The sequence below is a fragment of the Marinobacter sp. tcs-11 genome (genome assembly GCF_002049515.1).
GTDB lineage: Bacteria > Pseudomonadota > Gammaproteobacteria > Pseudomonadales > Oleiphilaceae > Marinobacter > Marinobacter nauticus.
The window spans coordinates 1-20620 of record NZ_LLYU01000022.1 but is presented as its reverse complement, the minus strand read 5'-3'; the positions used below and the strand labels follow the sequence as shown (position 1 = coordinate 20620).

16 protein-coding genes are annotated in these 20620 nt (G+C 57.0%); 7 read left to right on the top strand and 9 right to left on the bottom strand.

Translation table 11 applies throughout. From position 1 onward, the window contains the following. Positions 1-83 precede the first annotated feature (83 nt). On the top strand, positions 84-530 hold the full coding sequence (locus tag ARC85_RS16960; RefSeq protein ID WP_226538126.1) for a hypothetical protein: 447 nt from the start codon (positions 84-86) through the stop codon (positions 528-530). Between the two features lie 71 nt (positions 531-601). Here ARC85_RS16960 and ARC85_RS16955 read toward each other — a convergent pair whose 3' ends face one another. The 6 genes from ARC85_RS16955 to ARC85_RS16930 all read right to left on the bottom strand — a co-directional run bounded on the left by ARC85_RS16955 (position 602) and on the right by ARC85_RS16930 (position 6600). Further along, positions 602-1303, bottom strand: coding sequence for an ABC transporter ATP-binding protein (locus tag ARC85_RS16955; RefSeq protein ID WP_199451850.1), 702 nt, complete (start codon positions 1301-1303; stop codon positions 602-604). A gap of 9 nt (positions 1304-1312) precedes the next feature. Next, positions 1313-2068: a high-affinity branched-chain amino acid ABC transporter ATP-binding protein LivG gene (gene livG, locus ARC85_RS16950; RefSeq protein WP_011786750.1), complete on the bottom strand. Its 756-nt coding sequence runs from the start codon at positions 2066-2068 to the stop codon at positions 1313-1315. A gap of 5 nt (positions 2069-2073) precedes the next feature. Further along, a complete protein-coding gene (locus ARC85_RS16945; protein ID WP_199451849.1) occupies positions 2074-3345 on the bottom strand; it encodes a high-affinity branched-chain amino acid ABC transporter permease LivM in 1272 nt (423 codons plus the stop codon). Then, complete coding sequence (gene livH, locus ARC85_RS16940) at positions 3345-4268, bottom strand: high-affinity branched-chain amino acid ABC transporter permease LivH (protein ID WP_153740566.1); 924 nt, start codon at positions 4266-4268, stop codon at positions 3345-3347. The genes ARC85_RS16945 and livH overlap by 1 nt, the downstream gene beginning before the upstream one ends. A gap of 162 nt (positions 4269-4430) precedes the next feature. Beyond that, on the bottom strand, positions 4431-5543 hold the full coding sequence (locus ARC85_RS16935; protein ID WP_153740567.1) for a branched-chain amino acid ABC transporter substrate-binding protein: 1113 nt from the start codon (positions 5541-5543) through the stop codon (positions 4431-4433). Positions 5544-5706: 163 nt separating this feature from the next. Continuing rightward, a complete protein-coding gene (locus ARC85_RS16930; protein ID WP_227548870.1) occupies positions 5707-6600 on the bottom strand; it encodes a TPR end-of-group domain-containing protein in 894 nt (297 codons plus the stop codon). 194 nt (positions 6601-6794) lie between these two features. On the opposite strand from ARC85_RS16930, the gene ARC85_RS16925 reads away from it, so the two are divergent. Further along, a complete protein-coding gene (locus ARC85_RS16925; protein ID WP_011786745.1) occupies positions 6795-7319 on the top strand; it encodes a MarR family winged helix-turn-helix transcriptional regulator in 525 nt (174 codons plus the stop codon). A 47-nt stretch (positions 7320-7366) separates the two neighbouring features. Here the strand turns inward: ARC85_RS16925 and lon are convergent, their stop codons facing one another. Beyond that, positions 7367-9817, bottom strand: a complete 2451-nt coding sequence (gene lon / locus ARC85_RS16920) for an endopeptidase La (RefSeq protein ID WP_286715585.1) — start codon at positions 9815-9817, stop codon at positions 7367-7369. 138 nt (positions 9818-9955) lie between these two features. Here lon and trxA point away from each other — a divergent pair, with 138 nt between their 5' ends. Together trxA and ARC85_RS16910 are read left to right on the top strand one after the other, a co-directional pair. Beyond that, positions 9956-10819: a thioredoxin gene (gene trxA / locus ARC85_RS16915; protein WP_153740570.1), complete on the top strand. Its 864-nt coding sequence runs from the start codon at positions 9956-9958 to the stop codon at positions 10817-10819. A gap of 59 nt (positions 10820-10878) precedes the next feature. Beyond that, positions 10879-11199: a hypothetical protein gene (locus ARC85_RS16910; RefSeq protein WP_041657046.1), complete on the top strand. Its 321-nt coding sequence runs from the start codon at positions 10879-10881 to the stop codon at positions 11197-11199. Positions 11200-11241: 42 nt separating this feature from the next. On the opposite strand, the gene ARC85_RS16905 is transcribed toward ARC85_RS16910, so the two are convergent. After that, positions 11242-12606, bottom strand: coding sequence for a KamA family radical SAM protein (locus ARC85_RS16905; protein ID WP_286715582.1), 1365 nt, complete (start codon positions 12604-12606; stop codon positions 11242-11244). 664 nt (positions 12607-13270) lie between these two features. Here ARC85_RS16905 and aceE point away from each other — a divergent pair. The 3 genes from aceE to ARC85_RS16890 all read left to right on the top strand — a co-directional run bounded on the left by aceE (position 13271) and on the right by ARC85_RS16890 (position 19000). After that, complete coding sequence (gene aceE, locus ARC85_RS16900) at positions 13271-15934, top strand: pyruvate dehydrogenase (acetyl-transferring), homodimeric type (protein WP_286715580.1); 2664 nt, start codon at positions 13271-13273, stop codon at positions 15932-15934. A 10-nt stretch (positions 15935-15944) separates the two neighbouring features. Then, positions 15945-17603, top strand: coding sequence for a dihydrolipoyllysine-residue acetyltransferase (gene aceF, locus ARC85_RS16895; protein ID WP_153740572.1), 1659 nt, complete (start codon positions 15945-15947; stop codon positions 17601-17603). A gap of 143 nt (positions 17604-17746) precedes the next feature. After that, a complete protein-coding gene (locus tag ARC85_RS16890; RefSeq protein WP_153740573.1) occupies positions 17747-19000 on the top strand; it encodes an NADH:flavin oxidoreductase/NADH oxidase family protein in 1254 nt (417 codons plus the stop codon). A gap of 399 nt (positions 19001-19399) precedes the next feature. Here the strand turns inward: ARC85_RS16890 and ARC85_RS16885 are convergent, their stop codons facing one another. Continuing rightward, positions 19400-20473: a DcaP family trimeric outer membrane transporter gene (locus tag ARC85_RS16885; RefSeq protein ID WP_227548871.1), complete on the bottom strand. Its 1074-nt coding sequence runs from the start codon at positions 20471-20473 to the stop codon at positions 19400-19402. Between the last annotated feature and the right edge of the window lie 147 nt (positions 20474-20620).

The window sequence follows — 20620 nt, the reverse complement described above, 5'->3', positions numbered from 1 at the left end:
TAGCCGCTATTGTTATATAGAGTGTATTTCAGTATAGTGCGCGCGGCCATGAGGGCCATGCAACAACATATGGAGAGTTTGTTTTGAAAAAAGCGCTTATTGCATCAACACTCGTTCTGGCCGGCGCAATGACCGGTTGTTCTTCCCTCAACACCAGCGCTCCTTCGCTGCCGCTGACTGGCGCCGTTCAGAGCGACGTCAAAGCTGACATCGAAGTTGGTGAGAAGATTACTGGTAAGGCTTCTGTAACCCAGCTGTTTGGTCTGCTGACTCTGGGTGATAGCAAGAAATACGCTGACGGCGTTGCCTACGGCGTGGGTTCCACTGGCGGTGCTCTGCCCCTGCCGATCGGTGGCGCCAGCCTGGTAGAGAAGGTTAAGTCTTCTGCTGCCTACAACGCTGTGACCGAATCTGGTGCAGACGTGATCGTGGCTCCGCGTTACACCGTTGAGCAAAACGGCTATGGTTTCTTCGGAACCATCGACGTAACCGTTGAAGGCTACAAGGGCACCATCAAGAGCATCAAGTAAGCTGCTTTTGTGAGTCCCAAAAAAAAAGCCGGAGCGCTGATGGCCTCCGGCTTTTTTGGTTTCTGGATGGGTTAACCACCCAGGTAGGCATCCCTCACTTCCGGATTGGCCAGCAGGTTCTTGCCGGTGTCGTGCAGGCGGATACGGCCGGTTTCCAGCACATAGCCCCGGTCTGCCAGGCTCAGGGCCTGGTGAGCGTTCTGCTCCACCAGGAACACCGTAATCCCTTCCTCTCTCAACTGGCCGATGATCTCGAAGATCTGCTGAATGATGATCGGCGCCAGCCCCAGAGATGGCTCGTCCAGAATGATCATTCTGGGTTTGCTCATCAGTGCCCGGCCGATGGCCAGCATTTGTTGTTCGCCGCCGGACATAGTGCCGGCCCGCTGATGTTCACGCTCTTTCAGCCTGGGGAACAGCTCGTACACGTGATCCTGGCTTTTGCGGATTTCCGATTTGGTGTTGAAGAAACCGCCCATGTGCAGGTTCTCTTCCACCGTCAGCCCGGGAAACACGCGGCGGCCTTCGGGCACAATCGCAATGCCGGAACGCATGATGTTGGAGGTGGCGTCATTGGTAATGTCGCGGCCCTCCAGAATCACCCGCCCTGCGCTGGCTTGCGGGCTACCACAAACGGTCATCAGCAACGTGGTTTTGCCGGCGCCGTTGGCGCCGATCAGTGACACAATCTCGCCCTTCTTTACTTCCACGGATACGCCGTGCAGGGCCTCGATTTTGCCATAGTGGGTATGTACGTCTTCCAGTACCAGCATGGTGCCTCCTCAGGCCTCGCCCAGATAGGCTTTGATCACATCGTCGTTCTGGCGAACTTCGTCCGGTGTGCCGGCAGCCAGGGGGCGGCCCTGGTTGATGACGGTAATCCGGTCTGAGATGTCCATAACCAGGCTCATATCGTGCTCAATCAGCAGTACGGAAACGTTGTAGTCCTCTTTCAGGCTGACAATCAGCTGGTTGAGGTCTTTGGTTTCCGCCGGGTTCAGGCCTGCGGCTGGTTCGTCCAGCATCAGCAGTTTCGGTTCGGTCACCATGCAGCGCGCAATTTCCAGCCGGCGCTGCTGGCCATAGGCCAGGTTGCCGGCTTCCCGGTTGGCCAGTTCCAGCAGGCCAACCCGATCCAGCCAGTACGCGGCCCGGTCAAGGGACTTGCGTTCCCGCTCCCGATAGTCGGGTGTCTTGATCAGGCCGGATATCAGGTTGGTGTTCAGGTGCCGATGCTGGGCCACCAGCAGGTTTTCCACTACGGTCATCTGGCCGAACAGGCGCACGTGCTGGAACGTTCGCACCATGCCCAGTCGGGAAATCTTGTAGTCCGGTTTACCCTGGACTTCATTACCTTCAAACAGGATCTTCCCGCCCGTGGGCTTGTAAAAACCACTGATGCAGTTGAAGACCGTGGTTTTGCCGGCCCCGTTGGGGCCGATGATGGAGACTATTTCGTGTTCCTGCACGTCCAGGCTTACCTGGTCGACTGCCAGCAGGCCGCCGAAGCGCATGGACAGATTCTGTACTTCTAGCATGTCTGTCACTCCTGGCGTCTGAGTTCAATGTGAATGCGGCGCATGGGCATCAGCCCCTGTGGCCGCCAGACCATCATCAGTACCATGGCGGCGCCGAAAACCAGCATCCGGTAGTCGGAAAACTCCCGGGCCAGTTCCGGCAGGATGGTCACGGCGATGGCGGCAAGTACAACGCCCAGCTGCGAGCCCATGCCGCCGAGCACCACAATGGCCAGGATGATGGCCGACTCAAGGAACACAAACGACTCCGGGCTGATAAAGCCCTGTTTGGAGGCAAACACAGTGCCGGCAAACCCGGCAAAGAACGCGCCAATGGTAAAGGCAGAGAGTTTTACCGCGGTGCGGCTCAGGCCCAGGGAGCGGGCAGCAATCTCGTCTTCCCGCAGGGCTTCCCAGGCACGACCAACAGGCATGCGCATGAACCGGCGGATGATCAGGGCGGTGATCACGGCCAGGACCAGAGCAATCAGGTAGAGGAAAATCACCTTGTGCTCGCCGCTGTAGGCGATACCGAAGGTCTCATGGAATGACGTGTTACCTTCTTCCCGAACCCGCCGGCCGAATTCCATGCCAAACAGGGTGGGATCGGGAATTCCGCCAATGCCGTTGGGGCCGCCGGTAACGGCAGTCCAGTTGTTGAGCAGAATCCGGATGATTTCGCCGAAGCCAAGAGTGACGATAGCGAGATAGTCACCCCGTAACCGCAGTACCGGGAAGCCCAGAACCAGTCCAAATAAGGCCGCCAGGCAAGCCCCGATAGGCAGAGCCATCCAGAAGGAGATGCCGGCGTATTGGGACAGCAGGGCAAAGGTGTAGGCGCCAACCGCGTAGAACGCCACGTAGCCAAGGTCCAGCAGGCCTGCAAGACCCACGACGACGTTCAGGCCCAGCGCCAGCATGACGTAGATCAGCACCAGCGTCGCCAGATCCACAGCGCCACGGGAGACAAAGAAAGGCCAGAACAGGGCCAGAACGACAATGCCTGTGAGTACCCAGGATTCGATTTTGGCCCGTTTGTTCTCGGCCATCGGCTCCTTCTGGGTTTTGGGCAGCGGGCTTGGGATGCTCTTGAGCCCGCCCATGATCTGATCCCGGAACAACTGGAACAGGAACACGATCACCGCGGCCAGCAACACAAGGATTACTGTGCTGGTATCGGCGCCGGTCAGGGTCACGCTGATGCCCTGGGCTTCCAGGTTAAAGCCGATGATGGGGTAGGAAATGATCAGTGTGATGATCGCGCAGAAGAGCGCGTGTCGAAAATTGTTGGCAGCCATCAGATCTTCTCAACCTCCGGTTTGCCCAGCAGTCCGGTGGGTTTGAACAGCAGAATCAGAATGAGCAGGCTGAACGACACCACATCTTTGTATTCACCACTCAGGTAGCCCGAGGTCATACTCTCGGCAACGCCGAGGATGAGGCCGCCCAGCATGGCGCCGGGAATGCTGCCGATACCGCCAAGGACGGCTGCGGTGAATGCTTTCAGGCCGGCAATAAAGCCGAAGAGTGGATCCACAGATCCGTAATACATGCCAAGCAACAGGCCCGCGACGGCTGCGAGGGCTGCACCAATCACGAAGGTGGCCGAGATGATGCGGTTGGTATCGATGCCCAGCAGGTTTGCCATGCCCAGATCCTGCGAGACCGCGCGACAGGCCCTGCCGATACGGGAGCGGGAGATGAACAGGGAAAGTGCGGTCATACAGATCAGGGTAGTGATGAAGATGGTGATCTGAATGTAGGAGATGGACATCGGGAAGGTATCTTCGGAGCCGAACTGGAAACCACCTTCGATCAATGCCGGAAAGCCGATGTTGCGGGAGCCTTGGGCCAGGTGGACATAATTCTGCAGGAAGATGGACATGCCAATGGCGGAGATCAGCGGGATCAGCCGGTGCCGCCCGCGTACCGGCCGATAGGCTACCCGTTCCACGGCCCAACCCATGGAGCTGGAGACAATTACCGCGCATATCAGCGCCACGATCAATATCAGGGGTAGCCAGGCAATCCCCATGGTTGCCAGGCCGGTTATGGCGATCAGCGCGGTGTAGGCACCGATCATGTAAACCTCACCATGGGCAAAGTTGATCATGCCGATGATGCCGTAAACCATCGTGTAGCCGATGGCGATCAGGGCGTAGGTGCTCCCGATCGTCAGCCCGTTAATGAGCTGTTGAAAGAAATACAGGAGGTCTTGCATGTTTGTGGAACTCCGAAAGCCCGCTCCCTCGCCTGGCTGCAACCGGCCACCGGTGTCGCCGGTGCGGATGCAGTGAGGGTCTGCAGGAGCCCAGAAAAACACCTTCCCCCGGATCGCGGTGGGAAGGTGCTCTCATTATTACCGTTAGTTAACGATTTTGGCTCAGTTTACCGGAGTTTTACTGCCGTCTGAATGCCATTCGTACACCACAAACTCGAACGACTTCATGTCGCCGGCTTTATCGTACTGAACAGTGCCGATGGGGGTCTCGAAGCTTCCGGCACGAAGAGCCTGGGCCACGTCGAACGGATCTTTCGAATCGGCGGCTTCAATGCCTTCCGCAATCAACTGCACGGCGGCATAGGAGGTGAGTACGAAGGGGCCGGAGGGATCTTCACCTTTGGCATCAAAGGCGGCGATCAGCTCCTGGTTTTCTTCTTTCTGGTCGAAGCTGGGGGGGAGGGTAACCAGCAGGCCTTCAGCGGCTTCGCCGGCGATGGTGTTGATGTCTTTGTTACCGACGCCTTCCGGGCCCATGAACTTGGCATCTACGTCAGACTGGCGTGCCTGGCGGAGGATCAGGCCCAGCTCAGGGTGGTAACCGCCGTAGTACACGTAATCGACATCGGCCTGTTTGATTTTGGTGACGAGGGAAGAGAAGTCCTTGTCACCGGCGGTAATGCCCTCAAACATGGCAATTTCGATGCCGGCATCCTGCAGGGTGTCGCGTACGGCGGTGGCAATACCTTCACCGTACTGCTGCTTGTCGTGCACGATGGCCACGCGCTCGGGGCTCTGGCTGGCGATGTAGTTGCCGGCAACCGGCCCCTGCATGCTGTCCAGGCCGATGGTGCGGAACACCAGTTCGTAGCCGCGCTCGGTGATTTCCGGGCTGGTGGAGGCCGGCGTGATCATCAGAATGCCTTCGTCTTCATAGATGTCAGACGCCGGTTGGGTGGAGCTGGAACACAGGTGACCCACCACGTAGCGAACACCTTCATTGACCAGGCGGTTGGCAACGGTGACGGCCTGTTTCGGGTCGCACACGTCGTCCACTTCCACGGCCACCAGGTCTTCACCCATAACACCACCGGCGGCGTTAATGCGCTCGATGGCCATGCGGGCACCAGAGAACTGCATGTCGCCGTACTGGGCAACGGGGCCGGTCATCGGGCCGGCAATACCAACTTTAATTTCAGCGGCGGCCTGGCCGGCAGCCATCAGAGCAACGGACGCGCCTACAGCGGTAGCGAGTTTCTTTACGGAGGTTTTCATCGTGTTTTTCCTGTTTGTGTCAGGGTTATTCTTATGTTCTCAGAGACTTACACAAACACCACAGTCTGTTGCTTGTCAAGCAAATCAGGCCAGGGTGTCTGCTCTGGAACACGGCGCAGCTATCGGGAAAGAATTAGCAAACGCCGTGCCGTCCTGAGCAGTGTCACGCGTCCGTGCTGTCGTCCTTATCTTGAAAGACAAGATTCCTGAAACTTTCGTGATCGTGCAGCTGTTCGAAGCTAGGGTCAACCGATGCGTCGTCCCGATAGGCTTCCGCGATTTCAATGGCTTTATCCAGATTGCTGACGGCATCTTCCCAACGGCCGATCTCGGCATAGGCGCACGCCAACTGGTAGTGGGCGTGGCCGTTGTCCGGAGCCAGTTTCAGTGCCCGTTGGCACAGGCTGATGGCCCAGAGGGGCTCCTGCATTTCGAGTACAGCGTCGGCTTTATAGCTCAATGCCTCAACATCGTCGGGGCGCAGGTCAAGAATCTGGTCGTAGGCGGCGATCTTGTTCTGTTGCGAGGTCTCCTGGCTTGCCTTCAGCCAGAGCGCATGCACCTCGTTGGTGCGCTCAATCTCAGCCTGGTTCTGATGAATAATCTCGGACTTCTGCTGCAGTTGTTCCTCAATGGACTTCAGGCGCTGTTCATATTCCACCACCAGCTCGTTTACCCGTTTCTCGGCCAGGCTGGTCAGCTGGTTGCGCATGTCGCGGATGGAATTCCAGCCAATCACCACCAGAATGGAGGTGGCGCCGGCGATCAGGTAGAAAAAGTAAGTCACCGTGTCGGTGGCGTAGGACATGGTTTTGTCGGCCACGGACAGTTCCTTGTCCACCACTTTCTCGATCAGTTCCGCCCGGGTATTCTGCATCTCCTGGCGCAGTGCCTTGGTCTCCTCCAGCAGGTAAAGCTCCACAAACGGGGTATACATGGGTTTTTCCAGGGTTCGTGTGCTTTCCTCTACGTCTTCCGCGGTCAGCTCTTCTTCCGGGCCGAGCTGTTGTTGCTGGGCATTAGCCTGGCCGGCAAAAGTGAGCGCGAGTGCGAACATGAGGTAATACCTGATCATTAACCAGATCCATCAGTCAGTGAATTGAAGCGATTGCTGACCTTAGCATAGTGGCTGGCAGAAATAATGCTGCATTGCCCACCTGAAAGCCCTAAGGCCAACAAGAAAGCAAGCTAGTAAAACTGCACACTTGCAATCCTTGGTGCAAAGACCTCTAATAATTAGTGGTATAAATAATGGTCAGAAATCTCTTCCGGGGGACGGATGTGAACAGCTATGAGCAGGTTTTGGTGGCATTGCGCCGGGTAATCCGGGCCACGGATCTTCATTCCAAGCGACTCAGCAAGCACGCCGGGCTTACCGGCCCCCAGTTGCTGATCATGCGCACGATTCGGGATCTGGGTGAGGTCACTATCGGCACGATTGCCGAGAACGTGAGTCTCAGCCAGGCCACGGTGACGACCATTCTCGACAGACTGGAGCATCGCAAACTGGTGTACCGGGTTCGCAGCACGAGAGACAAGCGCAAGGTTCACGCCCATCTTACGGAGGAAGGTGCTGAGATTCTGGCTCGTGCGCCCAACCCTCTGCAGGAAGACTTCATCCAGAAGTTTCAGAGCCTGGCGGAGTGGGAGCAGACCATGATTCTGGCCTCGTTGCAGCGCGTGGCCAACATGATGGATGCCGATGATATCGATGCTTCACCGGTGCTGACCGTTGGTTCGGTTCTGAAAGACGACGGCTGGAAAGAAAAGCCCTGAACTGGTTTTGAGGCCAGCCCTGATCAAGGGCCGGCCTCAGCAGTTCATTAATGAACGCTTGATCCTTGCTTCGGCTTGTTGCCAAAACACACCTGGAACACATCGTTGTAGTGTTTGGCAAAGTTCACCGAGATACCTTCTTTCAGATAATCGGGAAGCTCCTCGTAATCCCCGCGATTCGCTTCCGGCAGGATCAGGTTATTGATCTTCTGTCGGCGTGCCGCAATCACCTTTTCCCGAATACCACCCACCGGCAAGACCTGCCCCGTTAACGTCAGTTCCCCGGTCATGGCCAGGTTCTGTTGCGGTGCTTCCTTGCGGGCAATGGACAACAGGGCGGTGGCCATGGTGATGCCGGCGCTCGGCCCGTCTTTTGGCGTTGCACCCTCGGGCACGTGCAGGTGCACAAAGGATTTGTCGAAGAACGTGGGGTCGCCCTTGAACCGTTTCAGGTTGGATGACACAAAGCTGTAGGCGATCTCGGCCGATTCCTTCATCACATCCCCCAGCTGCCCGGTGAGCTTGAAGCCCCGCTGGCTGCTGTGGATGCGCGAGGCCTCAATGCTGAGGGTGGCGCCACCCATGGCGGTCCAGGCCAGGCCGGTGACCACGCCAGTGCCTTTCAGGGATTTCTCCTTCTTGAACGCCGGCTGGCCGAGGTAGTCGGTCAGATCGGCAACGCCCACCCGAACCGGCTCATCCGGATGTTCCAGCAGGCGCACAATGCCCTTGCGAACAATCTTGTGCAGCAGCTTCTCGAGATTCCGAACGCCGGCTTCACGGGCATAACCCTCGATCACCTGGCGAATGGCAGCGTCGGTGATGTTCAACTGCTTCTTCAACAGACCCGCCCGTTTGAGCAAACGAGGTACCAGGTAATGTTTGGCGATGGCCAGTTTCTCTTCGCCGATGTAGCCGGACAGGCGGATCACGTCCATCCGGTCCAGCAATGGCCGGGGGATGGTATCCAACTGGTTGGCGGTGCAGATGAACAGCACTTTCGAGAGGTCCATGCGCACATCCAGGTAGTGATCCAGGAACTCCTTGTTCTGTTCCGGGTCCAGGGTCTCCAGCAGGGCCGAGGCCGGGTCGCCCTGGTAAGAGCTGCCGATCTTGTCGATCTCATCCAGCATAATCACCGGGTTGGCCACTTTACTGTCTTTCAGGGCCTGCACGAACTTGCCGGGCATGGCGCCGATGTAGGTGCGGCGGTGGCCCTTAATTTCGGCTTCATCACGCATGCCGCCCACACTGAAGCGGTAAAATTCCCGGCCCAGGGCATCCGCCACCGAGTGGCCGATGGAGGTTTTGCCGACCCCGGGCGGGCCGACCAGCAGCAGTATGGAACCGCTCACTTCACCCTTGAAAGTGCCTTCGGCCAGAAATTCGATGATGCGGTCCTTTACGTCGTCCAGGCCGTCGTGGTCCCGGTCCAGAATCTTGCGGGCCTCGGCCAGATCAAAATGATCCTGTGAATGCACGCCCCAGGGTACCTGGGTAATCCAGTCCAGGTAGTTGCGGGTAACGCCGTATTCCGGTGAACCCTGCTCCAGCACCTGCAATTTCTGGATTTCATCCTTGAATCGTTCCTGCACGGCTTCCGGTGGATTCAGTTTTGCCATTCGCTCTTCGAAGCGTTCCACGTCTGCCGTCTTGTCATCCTTGGCAATGCCCAGCTCCCGCTGGATCACTTTCAACTGCTCGCGCAGGAAGAACTCCCGCTGGTGCTTCTGCACCTTCTCGTTTACTTCCTCGTTGATCTCGGATTGCAGGCGGGCGACCTCCTGCTCCTTACGCATCAGCAACAGTACTTTTTCCATGCGCCGGAGCAGGGGCACGGTATCAAGAACATCCTGCAGTTCGCGACCCGGAGCGCTGGTCATGGATGCGCCGAAGTCTGCAAGGGGTGAGCTGTCATCGGGCCCGAAGCGGGACAGATATTGCTTCACTTCTTCGCCATAAAGCGGGTTGGTGCGCAGCAGTTCCTTGATGGCGCTGATGATGGCCAGGGTGTAGGCCTTGAGTTCGTCGGCCGGTTCTTCGGGCTCCTGTGGGTATTCGACTTCCACCAGATAAGGTGGGCGACGGCGAAGCCACTGGACAATTCTGAACCGTTGCAGACCCTGGGCAATGAACTGAACCTTGCCACTCTCATTCTGGGCTTGATGCACGCGCACGGCGCAGCCCATGGTCTCAAGGTCTTCACTCTCCGGAATGCCGTTTTCGGCTTCTGGATTCTCGACAAAGCAGATGCCCAGAACCCGGTGATCGGTTTCACCAACCCGCTTCAGGGTTTCCTGCCAGGGGTCCTGGTTGACCATGACCGGCTGTACCTGAGCAGGAAAGAACGGCCGGTTGGAGACCGGCAGAATATACATGCGCTGCGGCATAACCTGCTGTGGCAGCGCCAGGCTCTTGCTGTTTTCGTCTTTGCCGATGTATTCGGTCACGTCTTCTTCAAATTCTTCCAGGGAGTCTTTGCGGTTCTCGTCATTCATACCGGATTGCTCTCAAGGCGTGAGTGGTTAAAGACCTATGTAACGACAAAAGCCGGGTTTTCAAGCTGGCTTGATTTTTCCGCCGCTGGCTCCATATCTTCAGACAATTTCATTCATTCTGGTTCAGGTTCCCGACATATGAGCAATTCGCCGCATATCTTTGATGCCACCGCCGACAACTTTCAGCAGAAAGTGATGGAAGCCTCTGCCACCACGCCGATTCTGGTGGATGTATGGGCGGAGTGGTGCGCGCCCTGCAAACAGCTGATGCCGATTCTGCAAAAGCTGGCGGAGGAATATCAGGGTAACTTCCAGTTGGCCAAGGTGAATGCCGACGAACAGCAGGAACTGACGGCCTCCCTGGGAGTGCGCAGTCTGCCGACCATCATTCTGGTGAAGAATGGTCAGGCTGTGGACGGTTTTAATGGCGCCTTGCCCGAGAGCGAAATCCGCAAGATTCTGGAAAAGCACATTGAAGCCCCGGCGGAAGATCCTTACGAGAAAGCCCATGCTCTTTGGGAAGCCGGTGATGTGGACGGAGCTCTGGCCATCCTCACGGAGCTGAACCGGAAAGACCCGGAAAACCTGGATGTGCTGATTGATCTGGCCCAGTTGAAGGCCGAGCAGGGCGATCTGGATACCGCGGAGCAGGTGCTCAACAGCCTGCCGCCGGAAGAAAAAATGCAGCATAAAGCCAAACAGCTGGCGGCGAGGGTGAAGTTCCTCAAGCAGTCGGGTGAACTGCCCGCGCAGGCGGAGTTGGAGGCAAAACTGGAGGTCAATCCGAAAGATCCTGAGGCTCTGCATCAGTTGTCCCTGCACATGGTTTTGCAGGATAAAAACGCGGAAGCCATGGATTTGCTGATCCGGCTGATGCAGGCCGATAGCACCTACAAGGACGGCGTCGCCAAAACCACATTGGTGGAGCTGTTTGAGAAACTGGGCAACAACAATCCGGATGTGCGCACGTGTCGTAGGAAGCTGTATACCCTGATGCACTGAGCCGGTTGGACGGTGAGCCGGTCGGTAGCATCGCTGACTGGCTCAATTATCTCTCCACGATGCTGAAACTCCCTCCCCAGCCCGACCATTGTGAGCTTTGCGAACGCCCGGTGGCAAAGCTCACAAGGCATCACCTGATACCCAGGCATCTGCATCGCAAGAAGCGCTTTCAGAAACTGTTTTCCAGGGAAGAGTTGATCACCCGTACGCTTTGGGTCTGTCGCCCGTGCCATAACGCGATTCACAGGGCGTGTTCAGAGTATGAGCTGGGGCTGAATTACAACTCGAGGGAAAAGCTGCTGGAGCTCGAGGAGGTGAGGGTGTTTGTTGAATGGATTCGGGAAAAGCCAGCGGGGTTTGTGCCTAAGAAGGGACGGTAAGGAGGCCCGTCACGGGGACGGGCCTGATCTTAAGTCAACGCCTCAGGCGTTGCCGTTCTTCATTTCTTCAAACTCATCCTCAAAGAAGAACTTCTCTTCTCCGAATGCGGGCTCGAGCTCATGTAGCCAGGTGGCCGTTTCGCTGTATTTGGCGAAGAACGGTCGCTGAACCCAATCCGGGTTTCGGCCTTGCAGGAAGCGCAGTACGAAGACCTTCTCGCCGTTGATTTCGGTGATGCCCTGGATCTCCACCTTGCCGGGGCCGGCGCTCATGCTGGGGCCGCGGGCGGTCCGGGCCAGGCCGCTGACTTGCTTCATGGCCTCACGATAGATGTGGTAAGCCTCGGCCAGGGGCACCTCGAAGTAGTTCTTGGCACCGGTGTCCCGCTCTACGAACATGTAGTAGGGGATGATGCCCAGCTTCACTTCTTTCTTCCACAGCTTGGCCCAGGCATCGGCATCGTCGTTCACATGCTTGATCAGCGGGCCCTGGGCGCGGATCTCGGCGCCAGTGGCGCGAATGCGGCGGATGGCCTCTTCCGCGATGTCGGTGGTGATCTCCTGCCAGTGGTTGTAATGGGCCATGATGGCCACGTGTTTGCCACCATCAACCAGCCTGGCGAACAGCTCGATCAGTTCGTCGGCGTCCTTGTCGGTCACGAAGCGATAGGGCCAGAAGGTCAGGGCCTTGGTGCCGATGCGGATGGTCTGGATGTGTTCGAACTCCGGTTGCAACAGGGGTTCCAGGTACTGCACCAGGTTCTTGGTTTTCATCACCATCGGGTCGCCACCGGTGACCAGCAGGTCGGTCACTTCGGTGTGCTCCTGCAGGTAGCCGTGCAGCTTTTCGGCATCGGTACTGGCCATTTTCAGGTCCTTGTCACCGACAAACTGCGCCCAGCGGAAACAGAAGGTGCAGTAGCTGTGGCAGGTCTGGCCCTGGGACGGGAAGAACAGCACGGTTTCGCGGTACTTGTGCTGCACGCCGTCCAGCACCTCTCCGTCCAGTTCCGGCATGTTCATTTCCATCTGCCCGGCCGGGTGCGGGTTCAGTGCGTCGCGGATTTCCTTGGCAGCGGCCTGGATGTCTTTCTTGTCGGCGCCTTCCCGGTGCAGTTGCGCCATGCGCTCGTAGTGTTCGTCCTTGAGCATGCCTTTCTGTGGAAAGACCAGCTGATAGATCGGGTCGTTGGGCACCTTGTCCCAGTTGATCAGTTCGTTGATCACATATTCGTTAACCCGGAAGGGCAGCACGCTGGCCACCACTTTCATTTCAAACAGGGTTTCCTCGGGGAGATTCTGGATCGCCTCAATCTTGTCGAGCTGGCGGTCGGTAAAAACCTTGAACCGGCGCTCCTCGAATTCCTGAACCGGAATTCGGTTCGGAAAGGTGACGATGGAGTTCATGGATCGCCCTCTGTTGTGAGCCAAAGACAAAAGGAGGTGTGCCTCCTTCACTGGTTAAAAAACGGGCAGGCAAGTATACATAAATCATAATTTATTTTCAGGTCTAATTAATAAAACGGAGGTCTGGGCGAGGGTTTTCGGTCGTTCAGTCGGTATTAGCGCCTATTTGTCGTTAAAGGCTGCGAAAAGTCGTGAACGACAGTTTTAGATTATTCTTAGTGTGTTGATGTAAATGAACGCTGGGAGAGGGTTCGACCTTGGTCGGAGATCGGTTGTTTCGTGATCGGAATATCGCCATTATTGCGTAAGTAATCTAAATAAATGGCGGGTATCTGCCATTCAAACAGGTGTTTGTTTGTTTCTTAGTGTCATTTTGTAGTAAAAGAACGAAAGTTTTGCTTCTGCTGGATAGTCAGGGCTGGCAGAACCATTCTCCGCGCAATCGGTCCGTGCCAAAAGCCATACCGATAACCGTTCGCGCGGCAGGAAAAATGAGAAAGCTGTTCTATGCTTGAGAGAGGTCAATCACGCAGCTCAGCCTTTCTTACAAGCTGACGTTTCCACAAAAAAATACTGCATACCATCGCAGCTTATCGACTTCGCACCGTCTTTGGCCGCTGATCGTGGCCGGCGTTGCACCTTTTGATGCCAAGGGGAGGGTTTGATGTACCAGGATGATGATCCCATTGAAACCAGTGAATGGCTGGATGCGCTGGAATCTCTGATCGAGAACGAAGGCGTAGACCGTGCCAAATACATTCTGGAGCGCCTGTCTGAGCGTGCCAGTCGTGATGGCACCGAACTGCCATACTCCATTACCACGCCTTTCCGCAACACCATTCCGGTGACCCAGGAATCGCGTATGCCTGGCGATCTGTTCATGGAGCGTCGTATCCGCTCCCTGATTCGCTGGAATGCCATGGCTATGGTTGTCCGCGCTAACAAGCGCCCGGGTGATCTCGGCGGCCATATTTCCACTTTCTCTTCGGCAGCCACTCTGTACGATGTGGGCTTCAACTATTTCTTCCACGGCGGTGGTGAAGAGCGTGCCTCAGACCTGGTGTATTTCCAGGGTCACGCATCGCCCGGTATCTACGCCCGTTCCTTCCTGGAAGGCCGGTTCAGCGAAGCGCAGTTGGACAAGTATCGTGAAGAGGTAGATGGCGACGGCCTGTCTTCCTACCCGCACCCCTGGCTGATGCCGGATTACTGGCAGTTCCCGACGGTTTCCATGGGGCTTGGGCCAATTCAGTCCATCTACCAGGCCCACGTAATGAAGTACCTACACAGTCGCGAGCTGATCGACATGGACGGCCGCAAAGTGTGGGCGTTTGTCGGTGACGGCGAGTGCGACGAACCGGAAACTCTGGGCTCCATCTCCAAGGCGGGCCGCGAGAAACTGGATAACCTGATCTGGGTGGTCAACTGCAACCTGCAGCGCCTGGATGGCCCGGTTCGGGGTAACGGCAAGATCGTACAGGAGCTGGAAGGTGTGTTCCGTGGCGCTGGCTGGAACGTTATCAAGGTGGTCTGGGGCCGAATGTGGGATCCGCTGTTCGACAAAGACGAAGACGGCGTGATGCAACGGGCCATGGACGAGCTTTGCGATGGCGAACTTCAGAACCTGACGTTCAAGGGCCCCGCCTATACCCGCAAGGAATTCTTCGGCAAGCATCCGGAGCTGGCCAAGCTGGCGGAAAACCTGTCGGACGAGGATATCAGCAAGCTGAACCGCGGCGGCCACGACCCTTACAAGGTCTACGCGGCTTATCACAAGGCCGTGAACCAGGCCAACGGCAAGCCGACTGTGATTCTTGCCCACACCATCAAGGGCTATGGTTTTGGTGCGGCGGGCGAAGCCCAGAACACCGCGCACTCTTTGAAGAAGCTGGACATCGATACCCTGAAAGCGTTCCGGGATCGTTTCGGTGTGCCGCTGAAAGACGAAGAACTGGAAGACGTACCTTATTACCGTCCGGCGCCGGACAGCCCGGAGCTGGTCTATATGAAGAAGCGCCGGCAGGAGCTGGGTGGTTTCTATCCCAAGCGCAACAAGGATTGCCAGCCGCTGCAGATTCCCGAACTGGATATCTTCAAGCAGGTGCTGGAAGGGTCTGACGGCCGTGAGATCTCTACTACCATGGCCTTTGTCCGCATTCTGAGTGCCCTGGTCAAAGACAAGCGCATCGGCAAGCGCGTCGTGCCTATCGTGCCGGACGAAGCCCGTACTTTCGGTATGGAAGGCATGTTCCGTCAGTTGGGTATCTACACGGCGGAAGGCCAGAAGTACGTGCCTCAGGATCGTGACCAGATCATGTACTACCGGGAAGACAAGAAGGGGCAGATCCTGCAGGAAGGCATCAACGAAGACGGTGCCATGTCCACCTGGATGGCGGCGGCTACGTCATACAGTACCAACAGTTTCCCGCTGATTCCGTTCTACGTGTTCTACTCCATGTTCGGCTTCCAGCGGGTAGGAGACCTGGCCTGGGCCTCGGGCGACATGCAGGCCCGCGGCTTCCTGATCGGCGGCACTGCCGGCCGGACTACTCTGAACGGTGAGGGCTTGCAGCACCAGGACGGCCACAGCCACATTTTGGCCAACACCATTCCCAACTGTAAGGCCTACGACCCGGCTTACGGCTACGAGATGGCCGTGGTGATCCGTCATGGTATGAAGGAGATGTTTGAAGACAACCAGAACGTCTTCTACTACCTGACCATCGAAAACGAGAACTACGAACAGCCGGCGATGCCGAAAGACTCTGAAGACGGCATCATCAAGGGTATGTACAAGTTTGAGTCTGTGGAAACCAAGGGCCGCAAGAAGAGCCCGCGGGTTCAGCTGCTTGGCTCCGGCGCGATCATGAACGAGGTCCGTGCCGCGGCGCAGATGCTGAAGGACGACTGGGGTGTGGCCTCGGATGTCTGGAGTGTCACCAGCTTCAACGAACTGGCCCGTGATGGCCAGCATGTGGAGCGCTGGAACCACCTGCACCCGGATGACAAGCCGCGCAAGGCCTACGTCACGCAGTGCCTGGAAAAGGCTCAGGGCCCTGTGGTGTCGTCTACCGACTACATCAAACTGCACTCCGAGCAGTTGCGGGCATTCATCCCGAAAACCTACATGACCCTGGGCACCGACGGTTTCGGCCGCAGCGATACCCGTGAGAAGCTCCGTAACTTCTTCGAGGTGGATCGTTACTATGTGGCGGTGACTGCACTGGCCGCCCTGGCTAAAGATGGTGAGATCAAACAGGAGCAGGTTCTCGAAGCCATGCGCAAGTACGGAATCGATCGCAACAAACCGAACCCGGTGCTGAGCTAAGGAGACCGCCATGAGTGAACAGGAAATCAAGGTTCCCGATCTCGGCGGTGCAGATGAAGTCGAGATCATCGAAATCATCGTCAGTGAAGGGGATTCGGTAGAGGAAGAAGATCCGATTCTGACCGTGGAATCCGACAAAGCCTCGGTAGAACTGCCGGCCCCCGTCGCCGGCAAGATCAGCAAAATCACCGTCAAGGTGGGTGACAAGGTGAAAGAGGGCGACGTGATCGGCATGCTGGCCGCCAGCGGTGATGCTGGGGGCTCGGACGATGCCGCGGATGATAAGTCGGAACAGACCGAGGAAAAATCCGAGGCGCCATCTGAGGCCAGATCGGAAGACGCCAAGCCGGCTCCGAAAAAGAAGAAGTCTGGTGGCTCTCGCACCGAAGTGGTGAAAGTGCCGTCGCTGGATGGCTTTGAAGATGTGCCGGTGATTGAAATCAACGTGGCTGAAGGCGATACGGTTGGTGAGGAAGACCCGCTGGTAACAGTGGAGTCCGACAAGGCCACCATGGAAATCCCGTCACCCTACGCGGGCAAGATCGGCAAGATTCTGGTGAAGGAAGGCGACAAGCTCTCCGAAGGTTCAGACCTCCTGGAAATGACCATCGAAGACGATGGTGACGACGAGGGCGAATCGGAAGATTCCGGTGACAGCGCCCGGGCAGACAGCCAGGAAAGCAAACCGGAGAAATCCCAGGGCAAACAGGAGTCCGAGCCTCAGCCGCAGGGCTCTACCTACGAGCCGCCGTCACCTGGCACCAAGGTGCACGCCGGTCCGGCCGTGCGTAAGCTGGCCCGGGAACTGGGGGCAGACCTCACGCGCGTGAAAGGTTCAGGCCCAAAAGGCCGGATCGTGAAAGACGATGTCCACGCCTACGTGAAGAGCCAGTTGCAGCAGGCCCAGCAGGGCAGTGGCGTAGCCACTGGCTCTGGCATTCCGGGCGTGAAACTGCCGGACTTCAGCCAGTTCGGTGAGATCGAGCGTGAAGGTATGTCCCGCATGATGGCAGCCACCGCCACCAACATGCAGCGCAGCTGGCTGAACGTGCCTCACGTAACCCAGTTCGACGATGCCGACATCACCGAAATGGAAGCCTTCCGTAAAGGCCAGAAAGCGGCCGGCGAAAAGCGTGGCGTGAAGATGACCCCGCTGCCGTTCCTGCTCAAGGCCTGCGCCGCCGCGTTGGCGGAACTGCCTCAGTTCAACGTGTCCCTGGACATGGAGCGCAAAGAGGTGGTGCGCAAGAAGTACATACACATCGGCATTGCGGTGGATACGCCACACGGCCTTATGGTGCCGGTGATACGGAATGTAGACCAGAAGGGCCTATGGGAACTGGCGGCCGAAAGCGCCGAGTTGGCCCAGAAGGCGAGGGACAAGCAGCTGAAGCCGGCAGAAATGCAGGGTGCCTGCTTTACCATCACCAGCCTGGGCGGCATTGGCGGCACAGCGTTCACGCCGATCGTGAATACGCCGGAAGTGGCGATCCTGGGTGTGTCCAAAGCCTCCATGAAACCGGTGTGGGACGGCAAGGAGTTCCAGCCGCGGCTGATGCTGCCGCTGTCGCTGTCTTACGACCACCGCGCGGTGAACGGAGCGGATGCTGCCCGGTTTACCAACCTGCTGACGCAGCTGCTCGGGGATATTCGGACCCTGCTGCTGTGATGTAGCCTTGTTGGTCGCACTGCGACGGTGTCGTTGCAGTGCGACCACTCTTCCGCTCGGGCCTGGTCAGCTCGGCCAATGTCTGCACGTTATGAGCCACCCACCATCAGTGTCACAACAAACGACTGTGATACGAGGCTCCCATGACTCCCTCAGAACTGATGTCCAGGCCATTCACGCTGCCGAATGGATCGGTTATCCCCAATCGCTTTGCCAAGTCCGCAATGAGCGAAACGCTGGGAAGCATTGATAATCATCCGACTAAAGAATTGATCACCCTTTACAGAGCCTGGGCAGACGGGGGTGCCGGGCTGTCGATCACTGGCAACGTGATGATTGACCGGAGGCACATCGGGGAGCCGCAAAACGTCGTGGTCGAGGATGAGGCCGATCTGGATCTTCTCAAATCCTGGGCCAGGGCCGGGCGGGGTGGCGGGAAACAGATCTGGATGCAGCTCAATCATCCAGGCAAGCAAAGCCCGAAGATGCTTAATAGAGACCCGGTGTCTCCAAGCGCGATTCCGTTCAAGAAGGACCTGCGGGGGATGTTCGCAACTCCGCGTGCGCTCACGGGGCCGGAGATTGATGACATTATTCGTCGCTTTGCGCAGGCCGCAGCCGTCGCCAAAAAGGCGGGATTTGATGGTGTACAGATTCACGGAGCCCATGGGTATCTGGTTAGCCAGTTTTTGTCTCCCCATCACAATCAACGCACCGACGAGTGGGGTGGTTCTGCGGCGAACCGGCGGCGCTTTGTACTGTCTGTGTATCGAGAAATCCGCAAGGCTTGTGGCAGGGAATTTAATGTTGGTATCAAACTGAATTCGGCTGATTTTCAGCGCGGGGGCTTCACTGAGGATGAGTCTCTGGCTGTGATCAAGGCGCTGGTGGCAGAGGGCATTGATCTGGTGGAAATCTCAGGAGGAAATTATGAAAACCCCGCCATGGCGAAAGGTGCCGGAAGCGAGGAGGTGAAAGCCAGCACCCTGGCACGGGAAGCCTACTTCCTGGAGTTTGCTGAAAAAGTCCGTGAATTGACGGACGTACCCTTGATGGTCACGGGCGGGTTCCGCACAGAGCGGGGGATGGCACAGGCCATCGATTCTGGTGCCACGGACCTGGTGGGGCTGGCAAGGCCCTTGGTTGTGGAACCTGATCTGCCGACTCGTATTATGGCGGGCGATCCGGTTACCAGTGCGGTCAAGCCTATTAAAACCGGCCTTCGAATGATCGACGATATGGCTCTGATGGAGGTCAGTTGGTACACCCGTCAGATCGGAAGAATTGCCCGTGGCAGGGCTCCAAAACAGCACGACCGGGGCCTGTTATCCCTGATGGAGGTGCTGGCGGTTATGGCTACCCGAGGCGTTCGAACACGGTTACGGGCGGGCAGCTAATCGGAGAGCCGGCTGTCCCCGGGGGCCAGCCGGCCGCCTTTCTGATCAGTTGGCAAAGAACATCCAGTCAAAATAATCGTGCAGATCCTGCATGGCCCAGGCTTCCGCAGGTTGGGTCAGTTCAAACAACAGGTTTTGGTCTTTGGCGAGTTTCATGGCGTTACCTCACGTCGTTGCGATAGGAATGCGAGTTCGCTGTCGCCAGCGTATCCAGGCTTTTGCATTGGCCGTGCCAAATCTTCTGGCAGAAGGTAAGTCTATGAAAATGTTAAGTAAGGAATAATTGGCTTTGAGGCTGGAAGATAAGAGCTGAGCAGGAATGGTGCCGGCGCACCATCCTGGAACGAAAAACCCCGGCCGAAGCCGGGGTAATTCTGAGTTAACTTCTGATAGGAAGGATCAGAAGTTGTACTGTGCTGCGAACATCAGGCGGTTAGCGTCTTCGCTGTCACCACCTTTGGTTTCAGTTTTCCAGTACTGGTATTCAACGCCCATCATCACGCTCTTGACCGGCGTCCACATGTAGTTGGCAATGATGTTGGAGCGGGTTTCTTCGTCTCCATCATTTTCAACATCCAGTTCCACCATACCGTAGGTCAGGTTGACGCTGCGGCCGTTACCGAGGGACAAGCTGGTGCCGATTGAAGCGCCGTAGCCTGAGATGGTTTCGAGGTCTTCACCGTCGAGGTAGGCATCAGCTGAACCGGACTGGTACAGATAGGCATTGGCGCCGTCTGTATAGTTCAGGGCGCCTTGGATAGACACCATGTCAGAGGCCTTGAATTTGGCAGCGCCAAACATGCCGTAACCCATGGCTGTATCATCAGTGTCGTTGACTTCGTTTTCATATGCGTTTTGCTTGAGGAGACCTGCAACCGCGAACGACAGAGCATCAGCAGAGCCCTCGTAGCGAGCAGTGAAGGCCGGCATGGTGTCTTTGTCGGTGTCAACCTCATCCCCGTTGACTACAATTGTTGTTCCGTCCAACGAACCCTTGGGATCCTCTACTGAGACGGAGAGACCGCCCGTGGTATAACGAAGCTGTGCGGTCCGAAGCTGATATCCTGCCCAGCCGGCGCTGCCGTTAAAATCCAGGGTCGGCGTATTGCCGGTGAAGCTGTTGTAGTTTGACCAGGTCTGCCCTGCCAGAATGCCGTTATATTCGCCAAAAGCATGGCGGAGGCGGAAGTTTCCACCACTGGCAAAGTCACCTTCGACGGTGATCTTGAAATCCTGTGGCAGGCTCGCTTTAACACCAATACGACTTTGAGTTGCTGAGGCGTCGAAGTGGCCTTCATTATCGGAGCCAGAAACCTTACCGAAATCACCAGCCAGAGTACTGTTGTCACCGGTGATCTTTTCGTTGATATCGTAAGTGGCAGTCAGTCGCGCGTAGCCGTAGATGTCGGCATTCACATCGCCGGCCTGGATTTCAAACGCCTGTGCCTGAGAAGCCAGACCCAGAACTGTCATAGCAGCCGTCGCACGAATTGCCATTCTTAATTTGGGGTATACGGATTTAATGGTTGATGGGGCACCTTCACCCCATCAATCTGATACCACCCTCAGATGGTTGATAGATCGACTCCGTAGTTGAGTTCCTCTGCGAAGTCCGGCAGT